Origin of the sequence: Pisciglobus halotolerans, assembly GCF_900113675.1 — a bacterium.
GTDB classification, from domain to species: domain Bacteria; phylum Bacillota; class Bacilli; order Lactobacillales; family Carnobacteriaceae; genus Pisciglobus; species Pisciglobus halotolerans.
The window spans coordinates 17,514-34,384 of the sequence record NZ_FOQE01000016.1 but is presented as its reverse complement, the minus strand read 5'-3'; the positions used below and the strand labels follow the sequence as shown (position 1 = coordinate 34,384).

Below are 16,871 nucleotides of genomic sequence, written 5' to 3'. Positions count from 1 at the left end.
AAAAAGCTCATTTTATAAAAGATTAACGGGTTCACCTTTCTTTGACTAAACGAGGAACCAACTGATTTATTCTATTAAATAAAAGTGTTTCCTTCCTAGCGCTAAGAAGAGCCGCAAAAAATAGAAAAACACCTCTTTCTTTTACGGAAGGAGATGATTCATATGCGATATACGTATTTTTGCTACTGAGCGAACCTATTCTCTTACAACTAAAAACTTCTCAGGTAACAGTGTACTCCTCTAACGGTCCAGTTATCAAGTTTTTTTATATTTTTTTTGAAAAACAACAAAATAAACTTGGCGCAGCCTTTAAAAATCAGCTTCAAAACTGCACCAAGTTTACTTGTTTTATCTTTGATCCTGTCTTAATCTACATCAGCACCATTGCTTTCAATTACTTTTTGGTACCAGTAGAAAGAATCTTTTTTTAAACGCTTGAGGGTTCCTGACCCATCATTGTGACGATCAACATAAATAAAACCATAACGCTTCGCCATCTCACCTGTTCCTGCACTGACTAAATCGATACATCCCCATGAAGTATACGCAACCAGATCTACTCCATCTTTTATAATGGCGTCTCGCATTGCTTCGACATGAGCTTTCATATAAGCAATGCGATAATCATCATGAATTTCGTCATTTTCTACTTCATCGACTGCACCTAGTCCATTTTCTACAACCATCAAAGGAACTTGATACCGATTGTAAAGGGTATTGAGCGCCACACGTAAACCTAAAGGATCAATCGTCCAACCCCAATCTGATTCTTCTAAATGAGGATTCTTTTCACCAAGCATCGCATTCCCAGTGCTTTCTTTGCCTGATTTTTCAAAACTTGCAGCATTTGAAGAATAGTAACTGAAAGAAATAAAATCAACGGGATACGCAGCTAAAATTTCTTCATCACCCTGTTCAATATTGATATGGATTTCATTTTCTGCAAAATAGGCCAATTTATTATCAGGATAGTAGCCACGTACTTGCACATCCGTAAAGAAGTGCTTTTCTTCTTCTTTCTGCTGAGCTGTAAAGACGTCTTCCGGCTTTGCAGAAAGAGGATAGACAGGCGCATATGCGATCATGCAGCCGACTTGGTTTACTGGATCGATCAGCTTTGCTTCTTTCGTAGCGAGCGCGCTTGCTACGAATTGATGATGCAAAGCTTGATACATCACTTCTTCTTCCTTTTCTCCTTCTGCCGCAGAAGAACCGATTGAAATCTGTGGAATGAACGTAGCCATATTGATTTCATTAAACGTTAGCCAGTAACGGACTTTTCCTTTATACCGCTCAAATAAAGTTGTCGCAAAATGTACATAAAAATCAACTAACTGACGATTTTTCCATCCCCCGTAATGGTCCACTAAATATTGTGGCATTTCAAAGTGGGAAATAGTCACTAAGGGTTCGATATTATACTTGGCTAATTCATCAAAAACAGCATCATAGAATGCTAAGCCTGCTTCGTTCGGCTCAGTTTCATCTCCTTTAGGAAAGACTCTCGTCCAAGCAATAGACATTCGAAAAATTGAAAAACCCATTTCCGCAAACAACGCAATGTCTTCCTTATATCGGTGATAAAAATCGATTCCGACATGAGAAGGGTATTTATTTCCCACGCCATTGAACCTTTCTGTGAAATCACGGGAACACGTCAGTCCATCAATCACAGAAGGTCCTTTTCCATCTTCATTCCAAGCGCCTTCAAGTTGATTAGCTGCAGTTGCACCTCCCCACAAAAATTGGTCAGGAAATGTTTTATTTTGCTTCATCTTCAGACCCGCCTTCTGCTTTTTCTACTAACATTGCGCCATTTGATGCAATTACATCTTTGTACCAGTAAAAACTCTTTTTCTTATAGCGTTCTAAAGTTCCTGTACCGTCATTATGACGATCAACATAGATAAAACCATATCGTTTTTTCATTTCAGCTGTAGATGCACTGACTAAGTCAATACAGCCCCACGAAGTATAGCCCATCACTTCTACACCGTCTTCGATTGCTTCACGCACTTGGACCAGATGATCATTCATATAAGCAATACGATAATCATCATTGACCGTTTGATGACCATTTTCATCTGTCACCAGTTCATCAACTGCACCTAAACCGTTTTCTACAATAAACAATGGCATTTGATAACGGTCATAAAATTCATTCAAGACAATATATAAACCTTTTGGATCGATCTGCCATCCCCACTCAGAAGATGTCAAATACGGATTTGGTATTCCGCCTAAGATATTGCCTGCGCCTTTTTCAAATTGTTCTGGATGCGCAGAAGCTGTGGCACTCATATAATAACTGAACGAAATGAAATCAACAGTGTTCTCAGCCAACAATGCTTCATCACCCGGTTCAAAATGAATCGAAATGTCATGTTCATGGAAGAAACGTTTAATATAGCCAGGATAGCGACCACGAACATGAATGTCGGAGAATAAGTAGTTCTGACGTTCCATATCCATTGCTGCAATTACATCATCTGGATTCGGAGTCATCGGATAAGTTGGCATAGAAATAACCATACAACCTACTTTGAAATTAGAGTTGATTTCACGTGCAATCTTGGTTGCTGAAGCGCTGGCGACCAGTTCATGGTGAACAGCTTGATAGAGATCTTGTTTTGACAGTTCTTCAGGTCGAGTCAAAATAGCTCCGCTCATAAATGGCGCGTGCAAAACTGAATTGATTTCATTAAAGGTCAACCAATATTTAACTTTGTCTTTATAACGTTCAAATACTGTACGAACATACTTTTCATAAAAACCGATCAATTCTCTATTGGCCCAGCCATTATATTTTTTAGCTAAATGAAGAGGTGTTTCGTAATGAGACAGCGTGACCAATGGTTCAATACCGTACTTGTGCAGTTCATCAAAAACTCGATCGTAAAAGGCTAGACCCGCTTCATTCGGCTCTGCCTCGTCTCCATTTGGAAAAATGCGTGACCATGCGATAGACGTCCGATAAACTTTAAAGCCCATTTCTGCAAACAACTTAATATCCTCTTTATAACGGTGATAGAAATCAATACCTTCTAATTTTAAATTATCTTTAGTGGACCCCTCTTCGATCGTGATTGGTCCAAAACCGCCTTTAGGAGTGACATCTTGTACAGAGAGCCCTTTACCATCTTCGTTATAGGCTCCTTCATATTGGTTGGCAGCTGTTGCGCCGCCCCATAAAAAGTCATTTGGAAATACGTTCGACATACAATCCTTCCTTCCTTTACTTTGTTATTTCTAGCATAACACATTCATTTTTTCTTAATAAATGAACATCATTTTTTAGTTGTTTTCAGACCCTATGTCCTATACTTTTGACATAGAACCTGAAAACAAGCAATAACACTTTTTCTGGTTATCCTAAAACAGAGAGCAAATAATCTCCATTAGCCAAGTGGTTTTCTTTAGTAGGCAAAATATCTATAAAATTGCCTGTATTGGTAACAATGATTGGTGTGATAGTCTCATATCCTCTCGCTTTCAATTTTTCTAAATCAACCGTTAATAATAATTGTCCTGCAACAACTTTATCTCCCTGTTTGACGTGAGCCGTGAAACCTTCCCCATCTAATTGAACAGTGTCCATACCAATATGAATCAAAATTTCTGTACCATTTTCAGTTGTCATACCAATTGCATGACGAGTCGGAAACAAAATGGTTATCGTTCCATTTGCTGGTGCATATACGTTTCCATCAACAGGTTGAATGGCAATGCCTTTTCCTAAAGCTCCGGTTGAAAAAGCTTCATCTTTGACATCTTCCAAACCGATTGTATCGCCAGTCATTGGACTTGCAATCAAATCTTTTTCTACTGTATGTGCTGCATTTGCAGGAACTGTTGATTTTCCCGCTACAGGCGAAACTGCTTTAGGTGCTGCTGTTTCTACAGCTGGTTCTTCGTATAAAGTAGGAATTTTTGTAAAGTAAACAAGTAAGAAACCAAGCACCAAGCCTAATGCAAAAACAATTAAAGCCGCCCAAACATTAAAGCTATTAACTCCTGAAGGATCGATAGCAGAAGGCAAAGCAAAAATACCCAAACCACCCATTGCATATCCGGTTAGACGATAAAAACCTGCAACAGCGCCTGTAATCGCTCCTGCCACACAGCTTAAAATAAATGGTTTTTTCATTGGTAAGGAAATACCGTAAATCGCCGGTTCTGTAACACCGAAGAAACCTGAAATAATCGCAGGTATACTCAATTGTCTAACTTTTGCCTCTTTTGTTTTCATTGCAATCGCAATGATCGCACCTGTTTGAGCAAAAGAAACACCTACGACCGTTTGCAATAATGTGTCATATCCCATTGTTGATAAATTATTGATTGCAATAGGAACAATCCCCCAATGCAAACCAAACATGACTAAAATTTGCCACAAACCGCCCATCAATGCACCTGCTATGACAGGACTGATGTTATAAATAACAGAGACACCAGCTCCCAGTAAAGTCGCTGCCCAAGTAGCAATAGGTCCAATAGCTAAAATTGTGATTGGTACAACAATCAACAAAGTAAGGAATGGAACAAAGAATAACTTCACAACATCCGGAACAATCTTTTTCATCAGCTTCTCGACTTTAGCCCCAAAGAAAGTAGCTAAAATAATAGGCACTACAGAAGAAGCATACGACATTAAGATGACTGGGATACCTAGGAATGTCATATAGATCGGTGATTCAAAAATCGTTCCAGCAAATAAGGTATACAAAGGTTCAATATCTGTTGGATTTATCAAACTAGGGTACAGCATAGCTGCTGCAATCGCCATCCCGGTAAAAGGCGTCAAACCAAAACGTTTACTTGCTGTGAATGCTAGGAAAATCGGCAAAAAATTAAACAGTCCATCACCTGCTGCTTGAATCAGCAAGTAAGTACCGCTGGTTGGAGCAACACCAAATGCAACCAATACAGCAGCCAGTCCTTTCAACATTCCCGTAGCTGCCAATGGTCCAAGAATAGGTTGGAAAATCTTAGAAATCATATCGATAAACTGATTCAATAAATTTCCTTTTTCTCCCTCATCGGCCTCTACTTCTCCTTCAGCATTCAAGTTACCTACTTTAACAACTGCATCATAAACATCAGGTACATGGTTTCCAATGACGACTTGATACTGACCGCCACTTTTGATGACGGTAACAATTCCTTCACGTTTTTTTAAATAATCTGTATCTGCCTTACTTTCATCTTTTAACTTAAAACGTAACCTTGTGATGCAATGGGCTAAACTATTAACATTTTCTCTACCGCCGACATGTTCGATAATATCTTTTGCTATTTCCTCATATTTCATATTAATCCTTCTTTCTTATTTGGTTTGTCTAGAAAAAGTAAAAAACCCAAACAGATAGCTAGAGAAGAACAGAAAAAATTCTATTCCAACAGCTACCTGCTTAGGTTTTGCCTGCATGACCAGTCACAATCCTTTAAAAGCAGATGAATGATTTAGTTTTGATTGACTACACGATGAATATGAATCGATAAATACACTTTTTCATCGGGCGAGATGTTAAAATGATAGCTTTCTTCAATATAGATAGCAATTTTGCTTGTGCAAGTATAAGATCCTGGATAATTGGCTTTTATTTGTTCTAATAAAAAAGTGTCTTGTGAAGACTGGTATAACTCTCCCAGAACGACTCGCTGTGCAAAGTATTGCAAATGAGTTAAAAAACGATTATAAGAGATAGATTCCTCATCAAAAGTTATACCAAAGTGCAATCGTACAATATTTAAAATATCTTGAACAATTCGAGTTACTCTAATCGTTTCTTCAATTAATTGTCCTTCCTTTTGAGCGTTTACAAAATGGAGAGCAATCGATGCGGCTTCATCATTATCAAGCTGCGTATGTGTATGAGTTTTGATGACAGATAAACTTTCTTTGCCAAGTTCATATTCTCGGCGATAAAATTTCTTAACTTCCCAAGCTAGTGGATTTTTTAATTGGATACCTTCTTTTTTTCGCTGCAAAGCATAATGAATATGGTCTGCTAATGTCAGATAGACATTGGGATCAAAGGTTTGCTGCAACTTCTGCTCAGCTAGAGAAATGATGATAAAAACAGCATCTGATTCTTCCACAGGAATATCTTGGTAGATTTCCTTTAAGCGCTGAGCCGGATCATCTTCTTGAATGACAAACTTTTTATCGATCCGTTCTTCTTCAAAAGTATCTCCTACTTTCTTTTGAAAGCCGATTCCCTTTCCCATTACGATCATCTCAGATTGATCATTGGCTTTTGCGAGCACGACGTTGTTATTAAAGACTTTCTCTATCCGCATACAGTAAACATCACCTCTTCCAATAAAAAAAAACCTAAACTAATGCCAAATGACAAACCACTTGTCCCTTCGCATTAATCTAGGTTTTGCCTGCATCACCAGTCACAATCCTTTATGGGAAAATAATAGCATAACTTTGCTTTTCTTGCAAGCCCTTTCTTTTTAATTTTAAAATTTCTTTTTTACTTGTTTGTTTCCAAAATAAATGAAAAGTCATTATTGACTAGTGAATGTCTTTTCTTTTTCTTTCGTTATTGATTGTGCATTCTTTTACTTGTTAAAAAAGCAAGTTCATGTTACCGTATACCCATACAGGTATAAATATATTTTTGAGGAGCGTGATTTAAACATGCACCATTCATTCCAAAATTTTTGTGGAAACCTTTTTACCCAGCATGGGTCTATGGGGAATCCCATGAGTCACAGCTTTATGAGCGGTCACTTTTTCAATTGGAGTATTTTTCTTATGATCTCCCTAGTGATTTTTCTCGTTATTCGACACAGGAACAAACAACCTGCTTCTAAAGAAACAGCTCTAGCGTCTTTAGATAGACAATTCGCTAATGGAGAAATAAGTAAAGAGGAATATTTAGAACGAAAAAACTTAATCAAAGACTGATCACTTTGTTGCGTTTAGATTCCAAAGAAGCGTCAGTTTAACCTAAATAAATGAAACTATCTTTTTTAAACCGAAATGCTTCCCACCTAATGAAAAAATTTTTTCGGACAAATCAAAACTGCCTAGAAAACCAATACTATGTTGGCTTTCTAGGCAGTTCTTTTATGGTTAGATTGATTTTATTGATATTTGTGAATCAATTCAACAAAAGAATTAACAATCAATTGGAAAAATTCAAGCGTGCTTTCGTTTGTCACTTCTCCATTTTCACCTAACAGATTGATGACATTCCCGATATAAGCTTCGGGTTGTTGTAGTGTCGGCATATTTAAGAAAACAAGTGACTGCCGCAAGTGATGGTTGGCACCGAATCCACTGATGGCTCCTGGAGATACACTAACTACAGCAGCAGGTTTGCCGTCGTAAACACTTTCTCCATAAGGGCGTGAACCCACATCAATAGCATTTTTTAGTACACTTGGAACAGAACGATTATATTCAGGCGTAGCGAACAAAACAGCATCCATTTGCTTCATCTTTTCACGGAATGTCCGGTAAGCTTCAGGTACCTCGTTTTGGTCATCGTAGTCCTGATTGTATAAAGGTAGATCCCCGATTTCTACAAACTCAGTCTCTACATCTTCTGGAAACAACTGCATCAAAGCAGCAGCTATTTTTTTCGTATAAGATTCTTTGCGCAAACTGCCCACTAAAACAGCAACTTTTGTCATATGTTTTCTCCTTTCTTTGTTCTTATTTTGCTCTACACTATAAATTTATAAATTGTAAGCCTTGTGAACAAAGATTGTCAAAAGATTGCACTTTCGTTTTTCTGCCGCTCCTGTTGACCAAGTTTCGCATCCTTTAAACGGTTATCTCAATCCAATTACCTTCTGGGTCTTCAACAACACTTTCGTAATAGCCGTCTCCTGTTGTGCGTGGCTGGCTTTGACAGCGGTAACCGTCTTTTTCTAATCTTTCTTTCAATTGATCTACTTTTTCTTTGCTTCCTACAGAGATAGCCATGTGAGCCCAACCTAAAGTATCTAGCAGATGAACATCTGTTACATCTGTCCGACTCATCAGTTCCAACCTTGATCCTTCTTCAAAACTCAAAAAGTAAGATTTAAAACCTTTCATCGGATTATGATATAAATCATTAGACTCCGCTTCAAAATAAGTGGTATAGAATTCTTTTGTTGCTTCCAAATCTTTTACCCAAAGTGCAATGTGTTCAATTTTCATTTTACTCCCTGCTTTCCTTAAGAAATTAATTTGTTTTTTCTTCAAATTTCTTTTAACCTTTTGATAATCATACTAGTCAGATGTTTCCATGAAACCACAGCGTATTCCCTGACTATCATCTTCGTTCAATCGAAGAATTTCTTCATATGCTGATGAGCTAAGATTAACAGATTAACCTAACTGAAGCAACGTACCTGCACAGCTTATTTCAAGCGCATACATGGACGTGTCTCAAAAATCAACTAGTAGCTTCCAATCGATTCTTCATCATCAAATTTCACTTTCTTCATTTGCAAACTGCCAGAGTCTACTAACTTTCTTAAATTCGTTAAAAAAAGATTGGACAACTGCCTCCTCATTGTCAAATTTGCCACCATGTACTGCTAAAACTACTTAACGTCTTTTATCAATCAAATCAAGAGAAGTAAGCTAGTTTACCCGAATTGGTCCTAGAAACGGGACTTGTGAACAATTTGAAGGCTTTATGCTCTGAACTTGGTAACAGAAGCGTGGTCTGTGAACAAGTTGAAGGCTATATGCTCTGAGCTCGGTAACAGAAACCAAGTCTGTGAACAAGTGATGCAATATCACAGAAGGAAAACCTCAGCAATTTGCATTAGCTGTGTATTGAACAAGTCCGCATGAAATCCAAAAAGCTGCTCCTATTTGATAAGAGCAGCTTTTTTCGATTATTTGAAATAGTTGATGCCCATTGCATCTTTAACTTCATCTAAAGTTTGTGCGGCAACTTTTTCAGCTTCAAGGCTGCCAGCTTTCAGCATATTCAAAACTTCGCCTTTGTCAGCTGCATACTGTGCCCGTTTTTCTCTGATTGGTTTCAGAAAATCTTCTAGTACTTCATTCAAATACCGTTTGATCTTAACGTCTCCCAATCCACCACGTTGATACTGTTCTTTCAAGCTTTGGATTTGTTCTTTGTCTTCACCAAAAACATCTAAGTAAGTAAAGACAACATTTCCTTCTACTTTACCAGGATCAGAAACATGAATATGGCCTGGATCAGTATACATACTCATCACTTTGCGCTTGACTTCTTCTTCTGTATCGGCCAAATAAATGCCGTTGTTCAACGATTTGCTCATCTTACCTTTGCCATCGATCCCAACCAATCTGCCTTGCCCTTTTTCCGGCAAAATGCCTTCTGGAGAAACCAGCACGTCTTTTTCATAAATCCGGTTAAAATCATGAACAATCTCGCGCGTTTGCTCAATCATCGGGCTTTGATCTTCTCCTACTGGTACATGAGTCGCTTTGAATGCTGTAATATCCGCAGCTTGACTGACAGGATAGACAAAAAAGCCAGTGGGAATACTCTGTCCAAATGCTTTTTCATTGATTTCTGATTTAACAGTAGGGTTTCGTTTCAACCGTGAAATCGTTACTAAGTTTAAGTAGTAAACCGTTAGTTCTGCTAATTCAGGAATTTGAGATTGGACAAAAATCGTTGATTTCATCGGATCGATGCCCACAGCCAAGTAATCTAACGCTACTTCTAACAAATTGCTGCTGACTTTTTGTGGGTTTCGCGCGTTATCCGTTAATGCCTGCTGATCCGCAATCATGATAAACGTTTTATTGCCTTCTTCGTTCTGCAATTTTACGCGGTTTTTCAAAGAACCAACATAATGTCCTAAATGTAATTTCCCAGTTGGTCTGTCTCCAGTTAAAATAATTTTACTCATGGACTTCTCCTTTATTGATCTAAAATTCGCCATTGCTTTTCTTTCTTATCATAACACAGATACAACAGTTTTATTTTGCATTTTTGCAAAAAAATGAATAGATATCATTGCAGAAAAGCCATTCTTATTGCACAGCTTCATCTAAAAAAGCCGATTAGGTCAAAGCCTTTCTTTGTACCATTAAAGACCTTTTAGTTTTCTCCTATCACGTTGGGGATGATTTGCTGCAAAACTGGATGATAGTCGGTCCTGTGAACGAGTTGCGACTCAATAGAGTCAACTTGTCGACACCCCCTTAACCTGTGAACGAGTTGAAGGTTTTAAACCCTGAACTTGTTCATAGAAGCCGGTCCTGTGAACGAGTCGCAGGTTTTATGCTCTGAACTTGTTCATAGAAGCCTAGTCTGTGAACAAGTTGAAGGTTTTATGCTCTGAACTTGATCACAGAAGCCTAGCCTGTGAACGAGTTGAAAGTTTTAAACTCTGAACTTGATCACAGAAGCCTAGTCTGTGAACGAGTTGAAGGTTTTATGCTCTGAACTTGATCACAGAAGCCTAGTCTGTGAACGAGTTGAAGATTTCATACATTAAGCCTAGTCTATGGGCGGAGTCGTAGTATTATACTCAAATATAGACAATACTAGTGTAGCAGAAGAGGGATTTTTTGCTCAAATGCTTGTGTTTAAAGAGCTTAAGTTTTGCTTTTACATGAAAGTCCTTTTAAGCTAAAAAGTGAGAAAAGACTTTTGTTTGAGTAGGAAGGGGGAAGATCATGTACATCACCTTTACGTTTCTCTGTGCGTTCGGTTTTTCTTTGATTCATTACTTTTCGCGCTACATGCAGTTTGCAGGAAAAGTACCGCGCAGCAGATTCTTGTCTATGGCAGCTGGGGTGGCCGTATCTTATGTATTCGTGCATTTGCTGCCGGAACTGAATGAATACCAAGAATTGGTTTCTGAACGACTGAAGAACAGCAGTCTAGGCTACATTGAAAATCATATTTATCTCGTTGCCATGTTCGGCTTAGTCTTGTTCTACGCCTTGGAGAGATTAGTAAAACTGTCTCGCGAACGCAATGACTTGGAAGATGCAGATGAAGCTAGTTCGGGCGTCTTTTGGATCCATATGGCTTCTTTCTTTATTTATAATGCTGTGATTGGTTACTTGCTGCTGCATCAAAGATTTACTCGTCCTGGCGGTTTGCTCTTTTACTTTTTAGCGTTAGCTGTCCATTTCATCACGAACGATTGGAGTTTACGCAGAGACCATCAACAAGCGTATGACAAATATGGCCGCCTATTATTATCATTTGCCACACTTTTCGGGTGGGTCATTGGTGTATTTACCGAGATCAGCGATTTTGGCATCTCCATTTTGCAAGCATTTATTGCAGGCGGCGTTATTTTAAACGTTATGAAGGAAGAATTACCGGAAGAACAAAAAAGTAGTATCACCAGTTTCTTAATAGGGGTAGTTGGTTATACCTTCTTGCTGCTGATGGTTTGATTTGCCTATAGCTCGTTGCTCCCTATTCAAAGAAAAAGTCTTGGTACGTCAAGGCATATCTTTTGAATGCTGGCTGTAAAGACATTAAACTGACAGTGTCCCTATTTATAAATTGAAGGAGTGGAAGATCATGACAGAACAACATCCAAAAGACCCTACAAAACTTTATCATCCAGATAAATTTCATAAACAATATCAAGAAGCTCCCGGTATTCAAAGCAAAATGGATCCTAAGCCTGATTGCGGAGAAGAATCGTATAAAGGCAATGACAAAATGGTTGGCAGAAAAGCCTTAGTAACAGGGGGTGACTCTGGTATCGGTCGCGCAGCTGCGATCGCTTATGCACGCGAAGGAGCAGATGTGGCCATTAACTATTTGCCTGAAGAGCAGTCCGATGCTGAAGAAGTGAAAGCTTTGATCGAAGAGGCTGGGCGCAAAGCTGTGCTGATCCCTGGCGATTTAAGTGAAGAACAATTTTGTATTGACTTAGTGACCAAAGCGCATCAAGAACTTGGCGGGCTTGATGTATTAACTTTAGTAGCCGGAAAACAACAAGCAGTTGAAGATATTATGGATTTGACCACAGAACAATTCCGTAAAACATTTGAAGTCAACGTCTTCTCCTTGTTATGGGTGATCAAAACAGCTTTACCGCTTATGCCAAAAGGTTCTTCTATTGTAACGACGACTTCCGTTCAAGGTTACAATCCAAGTGCCAATCTGTTGGATTATGCCTCTACGAAGTTTGCGATCAACGGCTTCACCCGCAGCTTATCTAAACAACTTGCACCAAAAGGTATCCGTGTCAATGCTGTTGCTCCTGGCCCGATCTGGACGCCGCTTCAAATTTCTGGCGGTCAGCCTTCAGAAGCCATTCCTGCATTTGGCCAACAAACGCCGCTAGCACGAGCTGGACAACCGGTCGAGTTAGCAGATGTTTATGTCTTTTTAGCTTCCAACAGTGCCAGCTATGTGACCGGCCAGATTTATGGTGTAACGGGCGGAACGGAATTAGCTTAAGCGTCAAAAATACATTGCAGCACTGGATCCATTAAGGTCCGGTGCTTTTTTACCTGTTTTAGACAATAACGAACCTGTTTTTTCTGCCAGATTTCTTCTAACAGAATCGTTGAATTTGTCGCCTATTCCAGATAGAATAAGAAAAATCCAATATACGAATGACCCTCATCATACGATTGGAGAGGTGAACCATGACATTAACAAAACAACAACAACAGACGATCGATCAATTGCATGAGCTTATTGATACAGTTGATCATATCGTGATCGGAAAAAAAGAGACGACGCGTTTGACTATTGCGGCGATGCTTGCTGGCGGACATGTTTTATTCGAAGACATTCCTGGAGTTGGAAAAACTTTGCTTGTCAAAACGATCGCGCGCCTTCTAGGGATTGATTTTTCAAGGATCCAGTTTACACCGGATCTGATTCCCAGCGATATTATCGGCTTTTCTGTTCCGTCTGCTGAAGAACATCACTTTGTATTTAAAAAAGGTCCCCTTTTCTCTTCTTTGCTGCTTGCTGATGAAATCAATCGGACATCACCGCGAACACAGGCAGCCCTATTAGAGGCGATGTCAGAAGGTCATGTAACGCTTGATGACAAGACGCATGAATTGCCGGATCCTTTTTTTGTTCTTGCGACTCAAAACCCTATTGACTATGAAGGAACCTATCCGTTGCCTGAAGCCCAGCTGGACCGTTTCTTGATGCAGCTTTCTTTAGGTTATCCTTCTCCCCAACAAGAAGTGCAAATGTTGCTGACGGAAGATCCGCAAGAAACGTTAACAGAGCTGCGTCCTTTATTGCAGTTAGCTGACTTTGCAGCTTTGAAAAAATGGGCTAACGCGGTTTATGTCCATCCAGACTTAGCTACTTATATCGTTGATTTAGGACAGCACACGCGAAAAGATGCCGCTATTCGTTTGGGCATCAGCCCTCGAGGCAACAGAGCATGCTTAGCTGCTGCGAAAGCTTATGCTTTATTGGAAAAAAGAGATTATTTGCTTCCTGATGACATTTTGGCTGTTGTTTCTGTTGTTTATCGTCATCGGCTCTTGTTTTACAAAAATCTTTCTGCAGAACAAAAGGACCGCTCCATTCATCAGCTGATCCAGCAATCTGCTGTCCCTGTCAAAAGAGGGCTAAAAAATGATGCGCTATCTAAAAAACTTTGCTCTGCTTGTTGTTTATGTCGCCATTTTATTCTACACCATAACATTTCCCAGCACGGCTTCGTGGTCTTTATTTTATTTTACTAGCCTCCTGATCCTTTTTTCTTTCCTTTCTGTGTTGACTTTTAAACCGCGTGTCTCACTAGAGCCAATGAGAATCCAACAACAGAAAAAAACGTTTGCGTTACGCATTCGTTTTACGTCTGTACTGCCTTTATGGACGCCTTTTGTCCGTCTGTCGGTCAAACAACTGTCAGCGTCTTCCCCTATCCTTGTTCCAACTCTATTCAAAAGGAAAGTGGAAGCAGATTTTTCAGAGACACCTGCAGCACATGGTATTTATTCTCATGTCCACATCCGATTAGAAACCAAAGATCTTTTCGGCTGGTTCTCTCGCCAGCTGGTCCGCCAGCTCCCTGTTGAATGGTCTATTTATCCACAGCCATTAACACCTGACCTGTATCAACAGGTTCTTAAGCAGTTGCCTACTGATCTTTCTTTGAAAAAAAAAACGGCTTTATCAATAATATGGAGCTCAAGCAGCTCCGGACTTATCGCCAACAAGATCCAATGCGAGATATCGACTGGAAAGCTAGCTTCCGCAAACAACGGTTATTAGTAAAAGAATATGAAACGGAAGACACAAAACCGCTCAATCTTTTCTTTTTGGCTGCGCCTTCTGCGTCATTTGAGCAGTTACTGAGTTTAGCGTACACGATTTATCTTGATTTTTCTCAGCAACGTCCAGTTCGTTTATTTTTGATCGGACAATATAATGGCTCTTTGCAAGTCAAAAAAACACCGGCAGATTTTTTGTCCATTCAACCTGTTCAACAGATCGAAAGTCTTTTTCACCATTGGCAACAGCTATCAACCCAGGGCGGTCAAAATTTGGTGATTCTTCCGCAGCAAACAAAAGAGCTGCTGTTCACTGAAACTCGTTCTGCGCCCTCTACTCTAACCGAACAAGCATTGCTGAAGAAATCAGGAGGCTCGTTTAATCATGGAAACTAAAATGCAACAGCTATGGCTAAAGAAGATCATTTTGGCCATTTTGAACGGCTGCCTCTTTTGGCCAATACTGCAGTTGTTTATTCAAGTCAATGAATTCCCTTCGGCACGGCCGCTGCTCGTTTTTTTTTATCGCTTCTGAGATCGTTTTGATCCTTTTTTCCAAATGGCATCTGTGGCTCTTGACCCAACCCTTGACGATCAGTCTGGTTTTTTATCGTTATTTTCCTGCTGAAGAAAAATTTGGCCTGCAATGGATCAGACATTTCTACACGCAATTAAAAAGCCTATTTGGTCAACTAACGGGCAGCGAACTCAGTCAGTTGAATCAAATACTGGCACTCGCCTTGATCGTCAGCTTGATCGTGTTGGCTTGCTATACTTTGCTGAATCAGTTCCAACCGTTATGGTCTGTTTTTGTTTGCTTAGGTTATTTATTGATCTTGCAAACTTTCACCCCTACAGTCATTACAACTTTGCTGATGCCTGTTTTATTTTGGGGCTTGATCCTTATCGGTGCTGCCCGCATCCCGACTGATGAAAAACGCTCTTCCCTTCTGATCACGTTAGCGGTTATTGGATTGGTCAGTTTTGGTTTGTCTCGCCTATCCCAATGGAGCACAGCCAACTTCAGCAGCCAGCAAGAATGGGCACAACGCCAGACCAGCTCTTACAAAAATAAGTTGCAGGAAAAAGGCTTTTTTGACTGGATCGATCGTTATAGTCCTCGCGGAGCCGTTGCGCAAATGGGTTACGGCACTAATGACCAAGTTTTGGGCGGACCTCTTCGCCAAAACTTTGATCTTGTTTTCAAAGCTTATACGGACCATCCACATTATTGGCGGATCGCATCAAAAGATGAGCACACAGGGAAAGGCTGGCAGTCTAGTCAACGTCCAGCAACGCTAGAGGCCAGTTTGCCGTTCACGGGTCTCTTTCCCCATTTGGAAACCCAAGGAGAAACAACGGAGATCCCTATTGAACTGGCACCTTCCTTTGCCTATCTGCCCTATACTTATGGCACAAAAGAAATGGACTTTCAAGAACAGAACGCGCAAGCAGAAGTAACATTTCAACCAGAAACCGAGCAGCTGACATTAGTAAAACCTAGAGAAAATTTGAATCATTACTTGCTAAAAACTTTAGCAGCGCCTCTTGATCTTGATTCACTAGATGCCTCTTCATCTGAAGACCTATCTGCTGATGAGCTGGCTCAATATACCCAACTGCCCAAAGACTTGCCACAACGCGTCCAAGAACTGGCTCTCCAGTTGACCTCAAATGATACGACACAAGTTGACAAAGTCCTTTCTCTTGAGGCTTATTTAAAAAAGGATGGCGGTTTTCGCTACAGCTTGCGTGACACACCATTCGTTCCAGAAAATCAAGACTATGTTGACCACTTTTTATTTCATTCTAAAGTAGGTTACTGTGACAACTTTTCAACTGCATTCGTTGTTTTAGCACGCACGCTTGATATTCCAACACGCTGGGTAAAAGGATTTTCACCGGGAGAAAAAGTATCAAACAGTACCGAACAATATTATCAGGTGACAAATGCCAATGCGCATTCTTGGCCTGAAGTTTATTTTTCTGGCGTTGGATGGGTCCCATTTGAACCGACTCCTTCTTTCGCACAACCTGATCTATCCGAAGCTGCTGAAAACGATGGAGCAGACGAAACAGTTGAAGATGAAGAATCAGCTGACCTTTCTTCTGAAGAAGCACCTGCATCTGACACTTCTGTCGACAATCAACCCAATCAAGAAGAGCGTTCATCCACAACAGACCCTTCTAGCGAAAAATCTGATTCAACCAACAACAGACTTTTTTCTGTCTTTCGCTACGGACTCTTCTTTTTACTGCTTATTGCGGGTTATTTCAGCTATTTGAAGCGTCGACAGATCCAAATTTGGCCGGTGAGACGTTCTGTTCAAAAGAATCAGCTATCATTAGTGAAACAATGTCTGCAACTGATCCGCCTTTATGAGCGCCAGAAAAAAAGACTGCCTTATCAGACATTGCAGCAATACTTTGAAGAGTGGACCACCACTATGCCGCAATGTCGGCAATCGATTCTTGCTTTCGTCGACATGGCTCAAGAAGCTTTTTACCGTCAAGAAAATCCCACCGCTCTTCCTTCAGACGAACAACAACAGCTGCTGGAAAAAATGCTGAAGTGTTTAGAAACCTATGTTGCTGATGCGTAAATATTGCTTATCGTACAGGACAGCAACAGGTTCAAGTTATTTATGCTAACCTAGTCTTTTACTTATAGAGCAGGACA

General features: G+C 39.9%; 14 protein-coding genes. 7 read left to right on the top strand and 7 right to left on the bottom strand.

Features of this window, described 5'->3' with window-relative positions:
* Positions 1-365 precede the first annotated feature (365 nt).
* The 7 genes from BM057_RS06705 to trpS all read right to left on the bottom strand — a co-directional run bounded on the left by BM057_RS06705 (position 366) and on the right by trpS (position 9,870).
* On the bottom strand, positions 366-1,775 hold the full coding sequence (locus BM057_RS06705; protein WP_092092382.1) for a glycoside hydrolase family 1 protein: 1,410 nt from the start codon (positions 1,773-1,775) through the stop codon (positions 366-368).
* Complete coding sequence (locus BM057_RS06700) at positions 1,762-3,219, bottom strand: glycoside hydrolase family 1 protein (protein ID WP_092092380.1); 1,458 nt, start codon at positions 3,217-3,219, stop codon at positions 1,762-1,764. Before BM057_RS06700 ends, BM057_RS06705 begins: the two co-directional genes overlap by 14 nt.
* 148 nt (positions 3,220-3,367) lie before the next feature.
* Positions 3,368-5,311 carry a beta-glucoside-specific PTS transporter subunit IIABC gene (locus BM057_RS06695; RefSeq protein WP_092092378.1) on the bottom strand — a complete coding sequence of 648 codons (1,944 nt, stop codon included), beginning with the start codon at positions 5,309-5,311 and terminating at the stop codon, positions 3,368-3,370.
* Positions 5,312-5,463: 152 nt separating this feature from the next.
* Positions 5,464-6,303 (bottom strand): BglG family transcription antiterminator LicT, encoded by an 840-nt coding sequence (gene licT / locus BM057_RS06690; RefSeq protein ID WP_092092376.1) that lies wholly within the window; start codon positions 6,301-6,303, stop codon positions 5,464-5,466.
* Positions 6,304-7,101: 798 nt separating this feature from the next.
* A complete protein-coding gene (locus tag BM057_RS06680; RefSeq protein WP_047392267.1) occupies positions 7,102-7,653 on the bottom strand; it encodes an NADPH-dependent FMN reductase in 552 nt (183 codons plus the stop codon).
* 133 nt (positions 7,654-7,786) lie between these two features.
* Positions 7,787-8,167 carry a VOC family protein gene (locus BM057_RS06675; protein WP_092092374.1) on the bottom strand — a complete coding sequence of 127 codons (381 nt, stop codon included), beginning with the start codon at positions 8,165-8,167 and terminating at the stop codon, positions 7,787-7,789.
* Positions 8,168-8,856: 689 nt separating this feature from the next.
* Positions 8,857-9,870: a tryptophan--tRNA ligase gene (gene trpS / locus BM057_RS06670; RefSeq protein WP_092092371.1), complete on the bottom strand. Its 1,014-nt coding sequence runs from the start codon at positions 9,868-9,870 to the stop codon at positions 8,857-8,859.
* Between the two features lie 772 nt (positions 9,871-10,642).
* On the opposite strand from trpS, the gene BM057_RS06665 reads away from it, so the two are divergent.
* The 7 genes from BM057_RS06665 (at position 10,643) to BM057_RS06645 (ending at position 16,794) form a co-directional block, all read left to right on the top strand.
* The gene (locus tag BM057_RS06665) at positions 10,643-11,377 is read left to right on the top strand and encodes a ZIP family transporter (RefSeq protein WP_092092368.1); all 735 of its coding nucleotides are present in this window, start codon (positions 10,643-10,645) and stop codon (positions 11,375-11,377) included.
* 130 nt (positions 11,378-11,507) lie between these two features.
* Positions 11,508-12,398: an SDR family oxidoreductase gene (locus BM057_RS06660; protein WP_047392276.1), complete on the top strand. Its 891-nt coding sequence runs from the start codon at positions 11,508-11,510 to the stop codon at positions 12,396-12,398.
* A 191-nt stretch (positions 12,399-12,589) separates the two neighbouring features.
* Positions 12,590-13,660: an AAA family ATPase gene (locus BM057_RS06655; protein ID WP_092092365.1), complete on the top strand. Its 1,071-nt coding sequence runs from the start codon at positions 12,590-12,592 to the stop codon at positions 13,658-13,660.
* Entirely contained in the window at positions 13,551-14,192 is a 642-nt protein-coding gene (locus BM057_RS11540; protein WP_177186186.1) for a hypothetical protein, read from the top strand. Before BM057_RS06655 ends, BM057_RS11540 begins: the two co-directional genes overlap by 110 nt.
* Entirely contained in the window at positions 14,144-14,587 is a 444-nt protein-coding gene (locus BM057_RS06650) for a DUF58 domain-containing protein (protein ID WP_245741862.1), read from the top strand. Before BM057_RS11540 ends, BM057_RS06650 begins: the two co-directional genes overlap by 49 nt.
* A complete protein-coding gene (locus tag BM057_RS11670; protein ID WP_177186191.1) occupies positions 14,577-14,726 on the top strand; it encodes a hypothetical protein in 150 nt (49 codons plus the stop codon). Before BM057_RS06650 ends, BM057_RS11670 begins: the two co-directional genes overlap by 11 nt.
* Positions 14,727-14,766: 40 nt before the next feature.
* Positions 14,767-16,794, top strand: a complete 2,028-nt coding sequence (locus BM057_RS06645; RefSeq protein ID WP_177186190.1) for a transglutaminase-like domain-containing protein — start codon at positions 14,767-14,769, stop codon at positions 16,792-16,794.
* The last annotated feature ends 77 nt before the right edge of the window (positions 16,795-16,871 follow it).